The following is a 15,961-nucleotide window of genomic DNA, read 5'->3' on the forward strand; positions in this document are numbered from 1 at the left end:
ACCCTCGTCGAGTCCAATGGTATGGGCTCACTGAGCATTCCCGGAGTCGAGGATTCCGACGAGACCGGCCTCTCGGCGCCCGTCTGCCGGACCGTGACACCCGACGGAGACGTGCTGTTGCTGGTACCCGGCGACTCGTCGGCGGCACGCGCGGCCGCCTACGCCCAGGACGACGATCTCACCGCCGTGATGGAGATCACGGATGTCGCACCCGTCTCCGTGCCCCATCGCATCCGCGGGCGGGCCTGGGTCGCCGGCTGGCTCACGCCCGTACGCAATGGCCAGCGCGCCGAGGCCGCGATGCTGCTCGCCGAGCGGCACCCCGTCGGGGAGCTGCTGGGGATCGGGGAGGCGCTCCAGCCCGGTGCGGCGCCCGGGCTCGGCGAGCGGTCCGCGTGGATGATGCTGCGCCTGGAGGTCGGCGAGGGTGCGGTCGACGACCTGTGGGGAGCCGAGCCCGTCGAACCGGACGAGTTCGCCGCCGCGTCCCCCGACCCGCTGATGGCCCACGAGGCGGAGCTGCTCCAGCATCTGCACTCGGCCCACAGCGAGCAGGTACGCGGCCTGTGCGCCCTCCTCGGCGACCGCTCCGCGGTGTGCGGGGCGCGCGACCGCGCCGTCCCCGTCGGCCTCGACCGCTTCGGCCTCCGCGTCCGCTTCACCGACAGCGACCGGCGCTCCTTCGACGCCCGCTTCGACTTCCCGGAGCCCGTGCGTGACGTGGCGGAGCTGCGGCGGGCCATGCATGTGCTGTTCGACGCGGCGGCGGAGTGACGCGCCGGCGCGTCACTCCGGGCCCTCCCGAGGTGACCGGCCCGCCGCCCGGCCGCCGCCCCGGTCAGTCGCCGCCCTCGCCGCGCAGCCGCGCCCGGACCCGTTCCGCGACGTCCGCATAGCGCGCCTCCGCGCCGTGCCGCGTCGGGGCGTAATACCGCGTGCCGTGCACCTCGTCCGGTGCGTACTGCTGGGCCGCGATACCGCCCGGCAGGTCGTGCGGGTACTGATAGCCCTGGCCGTGGCCGAGCTTCTGGGCGCCCTTGTAGTGGCTGTCGCGCAGATGCGGCGGCACCGCACCGGCCCGGCCGGCCCGGACGTCCGCCAGCGCGGCGTCGATGGCCAGATACGCGGCGTTCGACTTCGGTGCCAGGGCGAGCGCGATGGTGGCCTGGCTGAGCGTGATCCGGGCCTCCGGGAAACCGATCATGGCCACCGCCTGAGCGGCGGCGACCGCGGTCTGGAGGGCCGTCGGATCGGCCAGGCCGATGTCCTCGCTCGCTGAGATCATCAGCCGGCGGGCGATGAACCGCGGGTCCTCCCCCGCCTCGATCATGCGCGCCAGGTAGTGCAGCGCGGCATCGACGTCCGAGCCCCGGATGGACTTGATCAGCGCGCTGGCGACGTCGTAGTGCTGGTCGCCGTCGCGGTCGTACTTCACCGCCGCGCGGTCGACGGAATCCTCCAGCGTCTGGAGGCTGATCTCCTTCTCGCCCTTGGCCAGCGCGGATCCGGCCCCGGCCTCCAGGGCCGTCAGCGCGCGCCGGGCGTCGCCGCCCGCGATGCGCAGCAGATGCGCCTCGCTGTCCTCGGGAAGCGTGACCGCACCGGCCAGCCCCCGCGCATCGGTGAGCGCGCGCCGCAGCAGCCCCCGCAGATCGTCGTCCGTGAGCGGCTCGAGCGTCAGCAGCAGGGACCGCGACAGCAGCGGGGAGATCACCGAGAAGTACGGGTTCTCGGTCGTCGCGGCGATGAGCGTGACCCAGCGGTTCTCCACGGCCGGCAGCAGGGAGTCCTGCTGGGCCTTGCTGAAGCGGTGGATCTCGTCGAGGAAGAGCACCGTCTCCTTGCCGTAGCCGCCGGAGGCGCGGCGGGCGCCGTCGATGACCGCCCGGACCTCCTTGACGCCCGCCGTGATCGCGGAGAGCTCGACGAAACGCTTGTTGGTCGCCTGGCTGACGACGTACGCGAGCGTCGTCTTGCCGATGCCGGGCGGCCCCCACAGAAAGACGGAGGACGGACCGGCCGGGCCGCCGCCCGCCCGTCGCCCACCACCGCCCTTGCCGGAGGGCCCTTCGGGCCCGCCCCTGTTGTCGTCCCCCACCAGGCGGCGCAGCGGCGACCCCGGCTTGAGCAGATGCCCCTGCCCCACGACCTCGTCGAGGGTGCGCGGACGCATCCGTACGGCGAGAGGAGACCCCGCGGGGTCCTTCTCCTGACGGTCTTCGGCGGCGGCGGTGAACAGGTCGGGCTCCACGTCGACGAGCCTATGCCACCCCACTGACAACGCCCCGGCCACCGTCATCGACGGCGGCCGGGGCGCAGGATGCTTGCCGGGTGGGAGCGCTCAGATCAGGGTGCTCCAGTACGACCACCACTTGGTGAGGATCAGCAGGGCGATCACTCCGTACCAGAGGACCGGCACGACCCAGTGGAACTCCACCACGCCGCGGCGCAGCCCCGCGGGGGCCGGGATGATGCCGTTCTTGAGGTTGTGTGCGGTGGTGTACCAGAACATCGCGATGGTGACGCACCAGGTCAGGGTGCACCACAGGCACAGCGCGTTGATGCTGTACAGCGACTGGGTCATCAGCCACATGCAGAAGACCGCGGCGAGCCCGGTGCCGATGTTCAGCCCGATCCAGTACCAGCGGCGGAAGCGCGCGCCGGCCAGCAGGGCCATCCCGATCGCGATGACCACGGCGAAGCCCACCAGGCCGGCCATCGGGTTCGGGAAGCCGAAGGCCGCCGCCTGCTCGCTCTGCATGACGCTGCCGCAGGAGATGATCGGGTTGAGGCTGCAGGCGGGCTTGTAGTGCGGGTCCTTCAGCAGCTCGAACTTGTCCAGCGTGATGATCCACGCCGCGAGCAGGCCCAGCGCGCCGGTGATCACCAGAAGCAGGGCGAAGCCACGACCCGAGCCGATGGCGCCCGCCTCGTTCGCGGGCTCGTCGTCGAGGGACACGTCATCAACCGCTGTCGTCGTCATAGAGCCGTTCCGTCGGTCGCTGGGAATGAGGCCGGACCGCCCGCGGGTCCGCGGGCGCGCCCCTCATTCTGCCCCAACTCCCCGACCGCCCACCGTTCGATGCGCATAAAGGGACCGCCCCCGGACCGGATGAATCCGCGGGCGGCCCCTTGACTCCGGACCGTCGCCGGCGCCGGATACGTCAGCCCAGCGTCCGCGTGACCTCGTCCACGACCGCGTCCAGCGTCACCGGCGTCTGCTCGCCGGTCTCCAGGTTCTTCAGCTGCACGACGCCCTCGGCCAGGTCCCGCTCGCCCGCCACCAGCGCCAGCCGCGCGCCGGAGCGGTTGGCGGACTTCATGGCGTTCTTCAGGCCCTTGCCGCCGTAGGCGAAGTCGGTGGCGACCCCGGACCGGCGCAGCTCGGTGACCTTGGCGAACAGCACCCGGCGGGCCTCCTCGCCGAGCGGCACCGCGTACACGGCCGTCGCCGAGGGGATGTCCAGCTCGATGCCCTCGGCCTCCAGCGCCAGCACCGTACGGTCCACGCCCAGCGCCCAGCCGACGGACGGCAGCGCGGGGCCGCCGATCATCTCGGAGAGGCCGTCGTAGCGGCCGCCGCCGCCCACCGCGGACTGCGAGCCGAGGCCGTCGTGGACGAACTCGAAGGTGGTGCGGGTGTAGTAGTCCAGCCCGCGCACCAGCTTCTCGTCGTCCTCGAAGGCCACGCCCGCCGCGGTCAGCAGCTCGCGCACCTGCTCGTGGTACGCCTTGCACGCCTCGCACAGGTAGTCGCGGAGCATGGGTGCGCCGGTCAGCTGCCGCTGTACGGACTCGCGCTTGTCGTCCAGCACGCGCAGCGGGTTGATGTCGACCCGGCGGCGGGTGTCGTCGTCCAGCTCCAGCCCGCGCAGGAAGTCCTGCAGCGCGGCGCGGTAGACGGGGCGGCACTCCTTGTCGCCCAGGGAGTTCAGCAGGATGCGGAAGGTGCGCAGCCCCAGCGAGCGGTAGGCCTGGTCGGCCAGGATGATCAGCTCGGCGTCCAGCGCCGGGTCCTCCGTGCCGATGGCCTCGGCGCCGACCTGCGAGAAGTGGCGGTAGCGGCCCTTCTGCGGGCGCTCGTAGCGGTAGTACGAGCCGGAGTACCAGAGCTTGACGGGGAGGTTGCCGCCCTTGTGGAGGTTGGCCTCCAGCGCCGCGCGCAGGACGGAGGCGGTGCCTTCGGGGCGCAGCGCGAGCTTGTCGCCGCCCTTGGTCTCGAAGGCGTACATCTCCTTGGTCACGATGTCGGTGGACTCACCGACGCCGCGGGCGAACAGCTCGACGTTCTCGAAGCCGGGGGTCTCGATGTAGCCGTAGCCGGAGTTCTTCAGCGGGCCGGAGATCGCCTCGCGGACCGCGAGATAGGTCGCGGAGTTCGGCGGCAGCAGGTCGTACGTGCCCTTGGGTGCCTGAAAGGTGCTCACGGAAAGTCTCGTCACATTCCTCGTCGCGGGGCGGCGCGGAGGCCGTCTCCCAGGCCGGCGGCCACTTCCCGCAGATACGGGTTGGTGGCGCGCTCGCGGCCGATGGTGGTCTGGGGGCCGTGGCCGGACAGGACCACGGTCGAATCGTCCAGCGGGAGGCATACGCGCTCCAGCGACCGGAGGATCTCGGTGTGGTTGCCGCCCGGCAGGTCGGTGCGTCCGATGGAGCCGGCGAACAGCAGGTCGCCCGAGAAGAAGACCGGCGGAATGTCGGCCTGCTCGGGCATCCGGAACGTCACCGACCCCTTGGTATGGCCCGGTGCGTGCGCGACGGAGAACTCCATCCCGGCCAGCTCCAGCGCGCTGCCGTCGGTCAGCTCCTTGACGTCGTCCGGCTCCCCCACGGTGAGTTCGCCCATGAGCTGCTGACCGATGGAGCGGCCCAGTGCCTTCTCCGGGTCGCTCATCATGAAGCGGTCCTCGGGGTGGATCCAGGCCGGGACGTCGTGCGCGCCGCACACCGGCACGACCGAGGCGACATGGTCGATATGGCCGTGGGTGAGGATGACGGCGACGGGCTTGAGCCGATGCTTTTTGACCGCGTCCTCGACGCCTTGGGCCGCTTGGTGGCCCGGGTCGATGATCACGCACTCCTCGCCGGCGGCGGGGGCGACCAGATAGCAGTTGGTCCCCCAGGCCCCGGCGGGGAACCCGGCAATCAGCACGTTCGTCCTTAAAGGTCGGTGGAGGTAGGTCCGCGGGACCGCTCCCGGAACATCTCGGCAGCTCCAGAGCCTACCGGCGCGACTGTCACCGGAGCGAACCCGTATACGGTACGGCCACGGCGGACGGCGGCGCCCGATGCCCGGACCTCGATGCGCACAGATGCTCAGAGAAGGAGACGACCGGTGGTCAGCAAGGATCAGCGGCGGCGGCAGCTCGCCCGGGAGAAGTTCGCGCGCCAGCAGCAACGGCGGACCGTGGCCCAGCACAAGGCCAAGCGCCGCAATGTGATCGTCGCGTCCACCCTGGCGGTGGTGCTCGCCGCGGGTGCCGCCGCGTACGCCTCGGCCGGGCTGGCGGGCGGCAGCGACGAGTCCGACAAGGCCGCCTCGCCCCCCTCGCCCACCACGGCGCCGGACCCGTGCCGGCAGCCCGCCAAGGGCTCGCCGTCGCAGCAGACGTGGAAGAAGGAACCGGCCATGTCGATCGACACCGCCGCCGCCTACACCGCGAAGCTGAGCACGACCTGCGGGGGGATCGAGCTGAAGCTGGACGCGGCCAAGGCGCCGCACACGGTGAACTCCTTCGCGTTCCTGGCCGGCCGGCACTTCTTCGACCACAGCCGGTGCCACCGCATGGTCGACCAGCAGATCTTCGTCCTGCAGTGCGGCGACCCGACCGGCACCGGCGGGGGCTCGCCCGGCTACAAGATCCCGGACGAGAACCTCAAGGACCCGCGGCTCAAGGGCGGCGTCTATCCGGCGGGCACGGTCGCGATGGCCAACAACTACGACGGCAAGCACGAGGACACCCGCAACACCGGCGGCAGCCAGTTCTTCCTCGTCTATCAGGACAGCCCGCTGCCCGCCAACTACACGCCGTTCGGGACCGTCACCGGCGGTATGGACGTCCTGAAGAAGATCGCCGCGGCCGGTACGCGTCCCGACCCGAAGATCGGCAGCACGGCGCCGAACGCCACGGTCGTCATCGACAAGGCGGCCGTCACCAAATCCTGACCGCCCTGACCGGCATGCGGCTTTCCGCCGTTCTCCGCGGGGCGAACCGCTGAATTTCGGTCGTGCTGGATGCGGACAGCCGACCGCCGGTCGCCTAGATTGGCGTTGGGTGAGGGTGCCCGCTCCGACGGGTGCCGCCCTTACCCGCAAGACAGCACGTCGGACCGGCCAGGGCGCTGCTCTGCCGGACAGAAACTGTGGACGATGCCGGGGGGCCGCACGCCCCCGTCGGCATCATGTGGAGGAGGCGCTGTGAGCAGCGACCCATGGGGCCGCGTCGATGAGACGGGGACCGTGTACGTGCGTACCGCCGACGGTGAGCAGGTCGTCGGATCGTGGCAGGCGGGCACTCCCGAGGAGGCCCTCGCCTACTTCGAGCGCAAGTATGAGGGCCTGGTCGTCGAAATCGGCCTCCTCGAGCGCCGGGTCAAGACCACCGACCTGTCGGCGAAGGACGCCCAGACCGCCATCGACCATCTGCGGCAGCAGGTCGACGAGCACCACGCGGTGGGTGATCTGGAGGCACTGAGGAAGCGGCTGGACAAGCTCGTCGAGACCGTCGAGTCGCGGCGCGAGGAGCGCAAGGCGCAGAAGGCCAAGCAGAGCGACGAGGCCCGCCACGCCAAGGAAAAGCTGGTCGCCGAGGCCGAGGAGCTGGCCACCAGCGAGCAGTGGCGCGCGGCGGGCGAGCGGCTGCGGGCGCTGGTCGACACCTGGAAGGGCCTGCCGCGGCTGGACCGCAAGGCGGACGACGAGCTGTGGCACCGCTTCTCGCACGCCCGCTCGGCGTTCTCCAAGCGGCGCAAGGCGCACTTCGCGTCGCTGGACGCGCAGCGCGAGGACTCCCGCAAGGCCAAGGAGAAGCTGGTCGCCGAGGCGGAGTCGCTGTCGAACTCGACGGACTGGGGCGCCACCGCAGCCCGTTACCGCGAGCTGATGGCCGACTGGAAGGCCGCAGGACGCGCCCAGCGCGAGCACGAGGACGACCTGTGGAACCGCTTCCGCGGCGCCCAGGACATCTTCTTCCAGGCGCGCAGCGAGATCTTCGCGGAGCGCGACGCCGAGCAGCGGGAGAACCTCACCCGCAAGGAGGAGCTGGCCATCGAGGCCGAGAAGCTGCTCCCGGTCTCGGACCTGAAGGCCGCGCGGTCCGCGTTCCGGACGATCAACGAGCGGTGGGAGGCCATCGGCCACGTCCCGCGGGACGCCCGCCCCAAGATCGAGGGCCGGATGCATGCCGTCGAGCGCGCCATCCAGGAGGCCGAGGAGTCCGAGTGGCGCCGTACGAACCCCGAGGCGCGGGCCCGCGCGGCGGGGCTGACCGGCCAGCTCCAGGACGCCGTCGACAAGCTGGAGAAGCAGATCGAGACGGCGCGGGCGGCCGGCAACACCGCCAAGGCCGACAAACTGGGCCGCGAGCTGGAAGGCCGCAAGGCGCTGCTGGACCAGGCGCTGAAGGGGCTTGAGGAGTTCGGCGGCTGAGGGCGAACTGAAGCGGCCCCGGTACGGATCTCCGTACCGGGGCCGCTTCGTTGTGTCCCTACGGCCTGCGGGCCGACGTCACGCGGTACACGTCGTACACGCCCTCCACGCCCCGTACGGCCTTGAGCACATGGCCCAGATGCTTGGGATCACCCATCTCGAAGGTGAAGCGGGAGGTGGCGACCCGGTCGCGGGAGGTCTGGACGGCGGCCGAGAGGATGTTGACGTGCTGGTCGGACAGGACCCGTGTGACGTCCGACAGCAGCCGGGAGCGGTCCAGCGCCTCGACCTGGATGGCGACCAGGAAGACCGACGACTGGGTGGGCGCCCACTCGACCTCGAGGATCCGCTCGGGCTGCCGGGAGAGCGAGTCGACGTTGACGCAGTCGGCGCGGTGCACCGAGACGCCGCTGCCGCGGGTGACGAAGCCGATGATGGGGTCGCCCGGTACCGGCGTACAGCAGCGGGCGAGCTTGACCCACACATCGTCGACGCCCTTGACCACCACGCCCGGGTCGGCGCTGGAGCGGCGCTTGGAGCGCGGCCGGATCGGGGTCGACTCGGCGATGTCCTCGGTGGCCTCGTCCTGGCCGCCGAGCGCCTGCACCAGCTTCTGGACGACGCCCTGCGCGGCGACATGGCCCTCGCCGATGGCGGCGTAGAGGGAGGAGATGTCCGGGTAGCGCATCTCGTGCGCCAGCGTGACGAGCGAGTCGCCGGTCAGGATCCGCTGGATCGGCAGATTCTGTTTGCGCATCGCGCGGGCGATGGCGTCCTTGCCCTGCTCGATGGCCTCGTCGCGGCGTTCCTTGGAGAACCAGCCGCGGATCTTGTTGCGGGCGCGCGGGGACTTGACGAAGCCGAGCCAGTCGCGGGACGGTCCCGCGCCGGGCGCCTTGGAGGTGAAGACCTCCACCAGGTCGCCGTTGTCCAGGGTCGATTCGAGCGGGACGAGCCGTCCGTTGACCCGCGCTCCTATCGTGCGGTGGCCGACCTCGGTGTGCACCGCGTACGCGAAGTCGACGGGCGTGGCGCCGGCCGGCAGCGCTATCACATCGCCCTTCGGCGTGAAGACGAAGACTTCGTTGCGGGAGAGGTCGAAGCGCAGCGATTCGAGGAACTCGCCGGGGTCCTCGGTCTCCTTCTGCCAGTCGAGCAACTGCCGCAGCCAGGCCATGTCGTTGACGGTGTCCTGGCCCGCGCCCTTGCCGACGCCCTTGGGGATGTCCGTACGGATCTTGGAGGCGCCGGCCACCGCCTCCTGCTTGTACTTCCAGTGCGCGGCGATGCCGTACTCGGCGCGGCGGTGCATGTCGAAGGTGCGGATCTGGAGCTCGACGGGCTTGCCGCTGGGGCCGATCACCGTCGTGTGCAGCGACTGGTACATGTTGAACTTCGGCATCGCGATGTAGTCCTTGAACCGGCCGGGGACCGGGTTCCATCGCGCGTGGATCGTGCCGAGGGCGGCGTAGCAGTCGCGGACCGTGTCGACGAGGACGCGGATGCCCACCAGGTCGTAGATCTCCGCGAAGTCGCGGCCGCGGACGATCATCTTCTGGTAGACGCTGTAGTAGTGCTTCGGGCGCCCGGTGACCGTGGCCTTGATGCGGGCGGCGCGCAGATCGGCCTGGACCTCGTCGGTCACTATCGCCAGGTATTCGTCCCGCTTGGGCGCCCGCTCGGCGACCAGCCGCACGATCTCGTCGTACATCTTGGGGTAGAGGATCGCGAAGGCGAGGTCCTCCAGCTCCCACTTGATGGTGTTCATGCCCAGGCGGTGGGCCAGGGGCGCATAGATCTCGAGGGTCTCGCGGGCCTTCTTCTCCTGCTTCTCCCGCTTGAGGTAACGCATGGTGCGCATGTTGTGCAGCCGGTCGGCGAGCTTGATCACCAGGACGCGCGGGTCCTTGGCCATCGCGACGACCATCTTGCGTACGGTCTCGGCCTGCGCGGCCTCGCCGAACTTGACCCGGTCGAGCTTGGTGACGCCGTCGACCAGCAGCGCGACCTGGTCGCCGAAGTCGCGGCGCAGGGTGTCCAGGCCGTATTCGGTGTCCTCGACGGTGTCGTGCAGCAGGCCCGCCATCAGGGTGGCCGGGTCCATGCCCAGCTCGGCGAGGATCGTCGTGACCGCGAGCGGGTGGGTGATGTACGGGTCGCCGCTCTTGCGCTTCTGGCCGCGGTGCCAGCGCTCGGCGACCTGATAGGCCCGCTCGACCTGGCGCAGCGTCGCGGTCTCGATCTTTGGGTCGTTGGCGCGGACGGCGCGCAGCAGCGGTTCGAGGACCGGGTTGTACGGACTCGAGCGCTGTACGCCCAGTCGGGCGAGGCGGGCCCGTACGCGGTTGGGGGTGCCCGAGCGGCCCGCGGAGGCGGACGCGGCGGACTTGGGCGCCGGGGCGATGTGCGCGCCGGTCAGCTCGGCCTTGGCGGGCGGCTTGGCTGCGCCCTTGCCGGCGGCGGGCTCGGACGTGGGCTTGGGCGCGGCGGCACCCGGCTGCGGCGGGGAGGCCGGACGGGACTGGTCACTGCCCGCGGCGCCGCTCTTCTCGGACCGGGGCGTGGCCTGGGACGCCGCGTCCTCGGTCTTCGGCTCGTCCTGGCGCGCGGCGGTGGATCCCTTCGGACGCAGTCCGGGGGAGAGCGGCTGGGCCTCGTCTGGCAAGAGCACTCCTCAAGCGGTTCCGGACCCCGAAACCACGACAGGCCGGGATGCCATGGTATCGACCCCACGGCCACCGCTCTCGCGGGGCCATGGTTCCGTACATGACACAGCAGCAGGGGCGCCCGGAAGATTCCGGGCGCCCCTGCTGCCGATGTGCCGGGAAGAGGCCGGCTCAGACCGTGATCAGCGCCTCCAGCGGTGCGCCCTTCAGACCCGGCTCCAGCCGCTGCCGACCGGCGAGGAAGCCGAGCTCCAGCAGCACCGCGACGCCCGCCACCTCGGCGCCCGCGCGGCGGATGAGCTGCAGCGACGCGTCGGCGGTGCCGCCGGTGGCCAGCACGTCGTCGATCACCAGGACCCGGTCACCCGGGGCCAGCGCATCGGCGTGCATCTCGATCTCGGCGGTGCCGTACTCCAGCTCGTAGGCCTGCCCGAGCGTCGCACCGGGCAGCTTGCCCGCCTTGCGCACGGGGATGAAGCCGACCCCGGCCCGTACGGCGACGGGGGCGGCGAGGATGAAACCGCGCGCCTCCAGGCCGACGACCTTGTCCGCCCGGTGCCGTGCGCACAGGTCGGCGAGGGCGTCGGTCAGCGCGCCGAACGCGTCCGGATCGGCCAGCAGGGGGGTGATGTCCTTGAACATCACGCCGGGCTTGGGGTAGTCCGGGACGTCCGCTATCCGGCTCAGCAGCAGCTCGCGCAGCGCGGCGGGGGCCGTCATCGGCGCTTGCCCGACGGGCGGCCGCGGCCGCGGTTGCGGGAGGCGGGCTGGTTGCGCGGGCCGACCACCGCGGCGTCGTCCCCGGACTCCGATGTGCCGGTGCCGGTGGAACCGTCCTGCGGGTCCTGCTTGTCGCCCTCCTTGGCCGCGGCCGAGGCGCGCTTCGCCTTCACCCGCTTGGCCAGCGCCTTCATCTGCGGCTCGCGCTCCTTGAGGTCGGCGACCATCGGCGTGGCGATGAAGATCGAGGAGTACGCACCGGCGGCGAGACCGACGAACAGGGCCAGCGAGATGTCGTTGAGCATGCCCGCACCCAGCACGCCGCCGCCGACGAACAGCAGACCGGCGACCGGGAGCAGCGCCACGACCGTGGTGTTGATGGACCGCACCAGGGTGCTGTTGATGGAGCGGTTGGCGATCTCGCTGTAGGTGAAGCGGGTCTGCTTGGTGATGTCCTTGGAGGCTTCCTTGAGGCTGTCGAAGACGACGACCGTGTCGTACAGGGAGTAACCGAGGATCGTCAGCAGACCGATGACCGTGCCCGGGGTGACCTCGAAGCCGACCAGGGCGTAGATGCCCACAGTGATCGTGAGGTCGTGGATCAGCGCGACCAGTGCGGCCACCGCCATCCGCCATTCGAAGGCGATGGCCAGATAGAGCACCACCAGGGCCATGAAGATGCCCAGGCCCAGCCACGCCTTGTTGGCGATCTGCTCGCCCCAACTCGGGCCGACCAGCTGGGTGTTGATGTCCTTGACCGGGACCTTCAGGTCCTTGGCGAGCTCGTCCTGGACCGGCAGCGCCTGCTTGGTGTCCAGGCCGCTGATCTGGATGCGCAGCGAGCCGTCGCCGAGCTTCTGCACCACGGCCTGGTGGCCGGGGGCCGCCGACTCGGCATCGTGCTGCGCCTGCGAGGCGGACACCGAGGTCCCCGGGGTGGTGAAGACCGCGCCGCCGGAGAACTCGATGCCGAAGTTCAGACCCCGCACCGCCAGGCCGACGATGGCCGTGATGGTGATGAGGATGGAGATGCCGTACCAGATCTTCCGCTTGCCGATGAAGTCGTAGCCGACCTCACCGCGGTAGAGCCGGGCGCCGATGCTTCCGAGCTTGGACATCTCACGCCTCCTTCGTCTGCGTGGGGGCGCTGCCACGGCGGCGGCGCAGCGGCGGTTTGGCGCCCAGACGCTTGGGGTCGAGGCCGGACCAGGGGTGACCGTCGGAGAAGAACTTCCGCCGGGCCAGCAGCGTCATCAGCGGCTTGGTGAAGAGGAAGACCACGACGACGTCGAGCAGGGTGGTCAGGCCGAGCGTGAACGCGAAGCCCTTCACCTTGCCGACGGTGACGATGAAGAGCACCGCGGCGGCCAGGAACGACACGAAGTCGGAGACCAGGATCGTCCGGCGGGCACGGGGCCAGCCGCGCTCGACGGCCGGACGCAGCGTGCGGCCCTCGCGGATCTCGTCGCGGATGCGTTCGAAGTAGACGATGAACGAGTCGGCGGTGATACCGATGGCGACGATGGCGCCGCAGACCGCCGGGAGATTCAGCGCGAACCCGATGGCCGGGCCCAGCAACGTCATGATCGTGTAGGTGAGGACCGCCGAAACCCCGAGGCTGGCCAGCGCGACCAGCGCCAGGCCCCGGTAGTAGGCGACCAGGTAGACGACGACCAGCCCGAGGCCGATCGCACCCGCGATCAGGCCTGCGTGCAGCTGCTCGCCACCGAGCGCCGCGGTGACCGTGGTCTCGTCGTCGATCTTGAACGAGAGCGGCAGGGCGCCGTACGACAGCATGTTGCCGAGGTCCTCGGCGGACTGCTGGGTGAAGCCGCCGGAGATGGTGGCGCTGCCGCCGTTGAGCTGTTCCCTGACGCGCGGGTCGGAGACCACGGCGCCGTCCAGGACGATCGCGAACTGGTTCTGCGGCGCCGCCTTGGTCGCGAGCTTGCCGGTGATGTCCGCGAACTTCTTGCCGCCGTCGGAGGTGAAGTCCATCTGGACGATCCAGCCCTGGCCACCCTGGCTGTCGAACACGGCCTTGGCGTCCTTGACGTCCATGCCCTCGACGGCGACCGGGCCGAGCACGTATTTCTGGGTGCCCTCCTGGTTACAGGCCACGACGTGGTCGGACGGCTTGGCGCCGGCGGCCTTCTGACCCGCTAGCGCGCGGCCTTGCTTCGTGGAACAGTCCAGCGCGGCGAGCTGCTTCTGCAGGGCCGGCGGGATCTCCTGGGCGCCACCGGTGGGCGGCACCGGCGGCGTGGAGGGCTTGGTGGAGCCGGAGGGGGTGGGCTTGGCGGAGGGCGCCTTCTTCAGGGAGTCCGTGACGGCGCGGCCCCGGGTGGTGGGCGTCGCGCTGGGCGCCGAGGCGTCCTGCTGGGTGCCCTGCTTGCCGGTGGCCTTCTCGCCCTTGCCCTGGTCGCCCTTGCCGCTGGTGCCGCCCTTGGAGGGGCTGGGCTTGGGCGCGGGGGTCTTGGTTCCCGCGGCGATGGTCAGCACCGGCCGGAAGCCGAGCTGGGCGGTGGTGCCGACCTGCTGGCGCGCCTGCTTCGCGTCCGTCCCCTTGGGGATGTTCACGATGATGTGGTCGCTGCCCTGCGTCTGGACCTCGGTCTCGGACACACCCAGACCGTTGACCCGCTTCTCCATGATCCCGGCGGCGGTGTTCATGTTGGTCTCGTTGATCGCATTGGGCTTGCCCGGCTGGTTCTGGGCCGCCAGCGTGAAGCTGGTGCCGCCCGCCAGGTCGATGCCAAGCCGGGGCGTCAGATGACCGTAGTAGAACATCCCGCCGACCAGCCCGATCATCGCGATCAGGATCAGGACCAGGGTGCGGCCCGGATGACCCTGGCCTGCGGGCGCCCTGCGGCCCTTTTTCGGTGCTGCCACCTTCTCGTATCTCCCTGTCCAACCCCTCGGCTTCGGGTGTCGCCGAGCGGCCACGAAGTGTTGTGGGGACGTGCCCCCGCCGGAGCCTAGACCGTCGAGGAACCGCGGTGCGCCTTACGCGCGGGGCACCGCGGTTCCATCGGGGCGGACTACTTCGCGTCGGCGCCGCCGGCCTTCTTGTCCTCCTTGGCGGTGTCCGCGTCGGCCTTGGCGACGTCCTTCGCCTCGTCGGCATCGGCGTCGGCGTCCTTGTCGGACGCGGCGTCGTCGGTCTTGACGTCCTCGGCGGCCGGCTTGTCGGCGTCCGCCTTCGGGGCGTCCTTGCCCAGGTCGATCTTCTCGGCCTTTTCGGCGTCCTCGGCCGCGACGTCACCGGTCAGCGACGAGGCGTCGTCCGGAACGACGGGCTCGTCGGTCTTGATCGGGTCCGCGCCGTCCAGGATGCGGTTGTACTCGTCGTCGGCGAGCACCGCGCCGATGGCGTTCTTTGCGTAAATGGCGTGCACGCCCGGTGCGACCTCCAGGAGGACGGATTCCTCGTGGATTTCCTTGACGGTGGCGTACATGCCCCCGATCGTCCGGATGCCGGTGCCAGGCTGCATTTCATTGCGCATCTGCTGCGCCGCCTGCTGCTTCTTCTTCGCAGACCGGGTCATCAGGAACATGGCCCCGATGAGGACGATGAAGGGGAGGAGAGTCACGATACTCACGGGACGGAAATCCTTCGCACGACCGCAGCTGCGCGGTCTCATATACGGGGGTGGATATACCGTCCATGCGGACGGCATCGGCGGAGTCTAAGCGAGTCCCCACCACAGGAACAACGCCCAGCATCGCACCGCAGTTCCTGACCGGGCGAGTCTCCGCGCCGTCACGGCCCGAACAGGCCCTGCTGCCCGCTCGCGCCCGCTTGCTGCTGCGGCGGGACCAGCCCCATGTGGGCCCAGGCGGCCGGCGTCGCGATCCGGCCGCGGGGTGTCCTGGCCAGCAGTCCTTCGCGTACGAGGAACGGCTCGGCGACCTCCTCGACCGTCTCGCGCTCCTCCCCCACCGCGACCGCCAGCGTGGACAGGCCGACCGGGCCGCCGCCGAAGAGCTTGAGCAGGGCCGTGAGCACGGCGCGGTCGAGGCGGTCCAGGCCGCGGCCGTCGACCTCGTAGACATCGAGGGCCTGGGAGGCGACCTCGCGCGTGATCACACCGTCGGCCTTGACCTGGGCGTAGTCGCGGACGCGGCGCAGCAGGCGGTTGGCGATACGGGGCGTGCCGCGGGAGCGGCCGGAGATCTCGGCGGCCCCCTCTGCCGCTATATCGACATCCAGCAGACCGGCCGAGCGGTGGATGACCCGCTCCAGCTCGGCCGGGGCGTAGAACTCCATATGGCCGGTGAAGCCGAAGCGGTCCCGCAGCGGGGGCGGCAGCAGACCGGCCCGGGTCGTGGCGCCGACCAGGGTGAAGGGGGGAAGTTCGAGGGGGATGGCGGTCGCGCCCGGCCCCTTCCCCACGATCACATCGACGCGGAAGTCCTCCATCGCCATGTACAGCATTTCCTCGGCGGGCCGGGACATCCGGTGGATCTCGTCGAGGAAGAGGACCTCGCCCTCCTGGAGGGAGGAGAGGATCGCGGCGAGATCGCCGGCGTGCTGGATGGCGGGGCCGGAGGTGATGCGGATCGGCGCGCCCATCTCGGCCGCGATGATCATCGAGAGGGTCGTCTTGCCCAGGCCCGGGGCCCCGGAGAGCAGGACGTGGTCGGCGGTGGCGCCGCGGGCGCGGGCGGCCCGCAGCACCAGGTCGAGCTGTTCGCGCACCCGCTCCTGGCCGACGAATTCCTCCAGGTCCTTGGGCCGCAGGGCGGCCTCGACGGCGGTGTCCTCGCCGTCGGCGTCGGCCGCCACCAGGCGGTCGGGCGCGCCGGTGGCTGCGTCGTCGGCGGACGGTGCGGTCTCGTCCCAGTTCACTGCGGAATGCCTCGCGGGGTCGGGGCGGCCGGGCCGCCGGTTCGGTCGTACGGTCGGGGGCGCGCGGCCCGTCCG

General features: G+C 70.7%; 13 protein-coding genes. 3 read left to right on the plus strand and 10 right to left on the minus strand.

Going from position 1 to position 15,961, the window contains the following annotated elements:
- Window positions 1-21 precede the first annotated feature (21 nt).
- Window positions 22-774: a DUF2470 domain-containing protein gene (locus tag ACIRPT_RS25045; RefSeq protein WP_403831066.1), complete on the plus strand. Its 753-nt coding sequence runs from the start codon at window positions 22-24 to the stop codon at window positions 772-774.
- A 64-nt stretch (window positions 775-838) separates the two neighbouring features.
- Here ACIRPT_RS25045 and ACIRPT_RS25050 read toward each other — a convergent pair whose 3' ends face one another.
- The 4 genes from ACIRPT_RS25050 to ACIRPT_RS25065 form a co-directional block, all read right to left on the minus strand.
- The gene (locus ACIRPT_RS25050) at window positions 839-2,251 is read right to left on the minus strand and encodes a replication-associated recombination protein A (RefSeq protein WP_403830758.1); all 1,413 of its coding nucleotides are present in this window, start codon (window positions 2,249-2,251) and stop codon (window positions 839-841) included.
- A gap of 90 nt (window positions 2,252-2,341) precedes the next feature.
- Entirely contained in the window at window positions 2,342-2,983 is a 642-nt protein-coding gene (locus tag ACIRPT_RS25055) for a vitamin K epoxide reductase family protein (protein ID WP_403504751.1), read from the minus strand.
- 181 nt (window positions 2,984-3,164) lie between these two features.
- Window positions 3,165-4,427 (minus strand): histidine--tRNA ligase, encoded by a 1,263-nt coding sequence (gene hisS, locus ACIRPT_RS25060; RefSeq protein ID WP_403830762.1) that lies wholly within the window; start codon window positions 4,425-4,427, stop codon window positions 3,165-3,167.
- 11 nt (window positions 4,428-4,438) lie between these two features.
- Entirely contained in the window at window positions 4,439-5,152 is a 714-nt protein-coding gene (locus ACIRPT_RS25065; protein ID WP_403504746.1) for an MBL fold metallo-hydrolase, read from the minus strand.
- A 183-nt stretch (window positions 5,153-5,335) separates the two neighbouring features.
- Between ACIRPT_RS25065 and ACIRPT_RS25070 the strand changes: the two genes are divergently transcribed.
- Both ACIRPT_RS25070 and ACIRPT_RS25075 read left to right on the plus strand, forming a co-directional pair.
- Entirely contained in the window at window positions 5,336-6,166 is an 831-nt protein-coding gene (locus ACIRPT_RS25070; protein ID WP_403830765.1) for a peptidylprolyl isomerase, read from the plus strand.
- 252 nt (window positions 6,167-6,418) lie between these two features.
- Complete coding sequence (locus ACIRPT_RS25075) at window positions 6,419-7,648, plus strand: DUF349 domain-containing protein (protein ID WP_403830768.1); 1,230 nt, start codon at window positions 6,419-6,421, stop codon at window positions 7,646-7,648.
- Between the two features lie 58 nt (window positions 7,649-7,706).
- Here the strand turns inward: ACIRPT_RS25075 and ACIRPT_RS25080 are convergent, their stop codons facing one another.
- The 6 genes from ACIRPT_RS25080 to ruvB form a co-directional block, all read right to left on the minus strand.
- Complete coding sequence (locus tag ACIRPT_RS25080; protein ID WP_403830771.1) at window positions 7,707-10,313, minus strand: RelA/SpoT family protein; 2,607 nt, start codon at window positions 10,311-10,313, stop codon at window positions 7,707-7,709.
- A gap of 172 nt (window positions 10,314-10,485) precedes the next feature.
- Window positions 10,486-11,034, minus strand: a complete 549-nt coding sequence (locus ACIRPT_RS25085) for an adenine phosphoribosyltransferase (RefSeq protein WP_403504734.1) — start codon at window positions 11,032-11,034, stop codon at window positions 10,486-10,488.
- Entirely contained in the window at window positions 11,031-12,152 is a 1,122-nt protein-coding gene (gene secF, locus ACIRPT_RS25090; RefSeq protein WP_403830774.1) for a protein translocase subunit SecF, read from the minus strand. Before secF ends, ACIRPT_RS25085 begins: the two co-directional genes overlap by 4 nt.
- A gap of 1 nt (window position 12,153) precedes the next feature.
- Entirely contained in the window at window positions 12,154-13,926 is a 1,773-nt protein-coding gene (secD, locus tag ACIRPT_RS25095) for a protein translocase subunit SecD (RefSeq protein ID WP_403830777.1), read from the minus strand.
- A 149-nt stretch (window positions 13,927-14,075) separates the two neighbouring features.
- The gene (gene yajC / locus ACIRPT_RS25100) at window positions 14,076-14,636 is read right to left on the minus strand and encodes a preprotein translocase subunit YajC (protein ID WP_403830779.1); all 561 of its coding nucleotides are present in this window, start codon (window positions 14,634-14,636) and stop codon (window positions 14,076-14,078) included.
- Window positions 14,637-14,797: 161 nt separating this feature from the next.
- Window positions 14,798-15,886 carry a Holliday junction branch migration DNA helicase RuvB gene (gene ruvB, locus ACIRPT_RS25105; RefSeq protein ID WP_403830781.1) on the minus strand — a complete coding sequence of 363 codons (1,089 nt, stop codon included), beginning with the start codon at window positions 15,884-15,886 and terminating at the stop codon, window positions 14,798-14,800.
- Window positions 15,887-15,961 lie beyond the last annotated feature (75 nt).

This window comes from Streptomyces sp. NPDC101227, from assembly GCF_044767545.1.
Lineage (GTDB): Bacteria > Actinomycetota > Actinomycetes > Streptomycetales > Streptomycetaceae > Streptomyces.

Coding starts and splice junctions, on each gene's coding strand:
- ACIRPT_RS25045 (WP_403831066.1), top strand. CDS start 22: ATGGGCTCACTGAGCATTCCCGGAGTCGAGGATTCCGACGAGACCGGC.
- ACIRPT_RS25055 (WP_403504751.1), bottom strand. CDS start 2,983: ATGACGACGACAGCGGTTGATGACGTGTCCCTCGACGACGAGCCCGCG.
- ACIRPT_RS25085 (WP_403504734.1), bottom strand. CDS start 11,034: ATGACGGCCCCCGCCGCGCTGCGCGAGCTGCTGCTGAGCCGGATAGCG.
- secF (WP_403830774.1), bottom strand. CDS start 12,152: ATGTCCAAGCTCGGAAGCATCGGCGCCCGGCTCTACCGCGGTGAGGTC.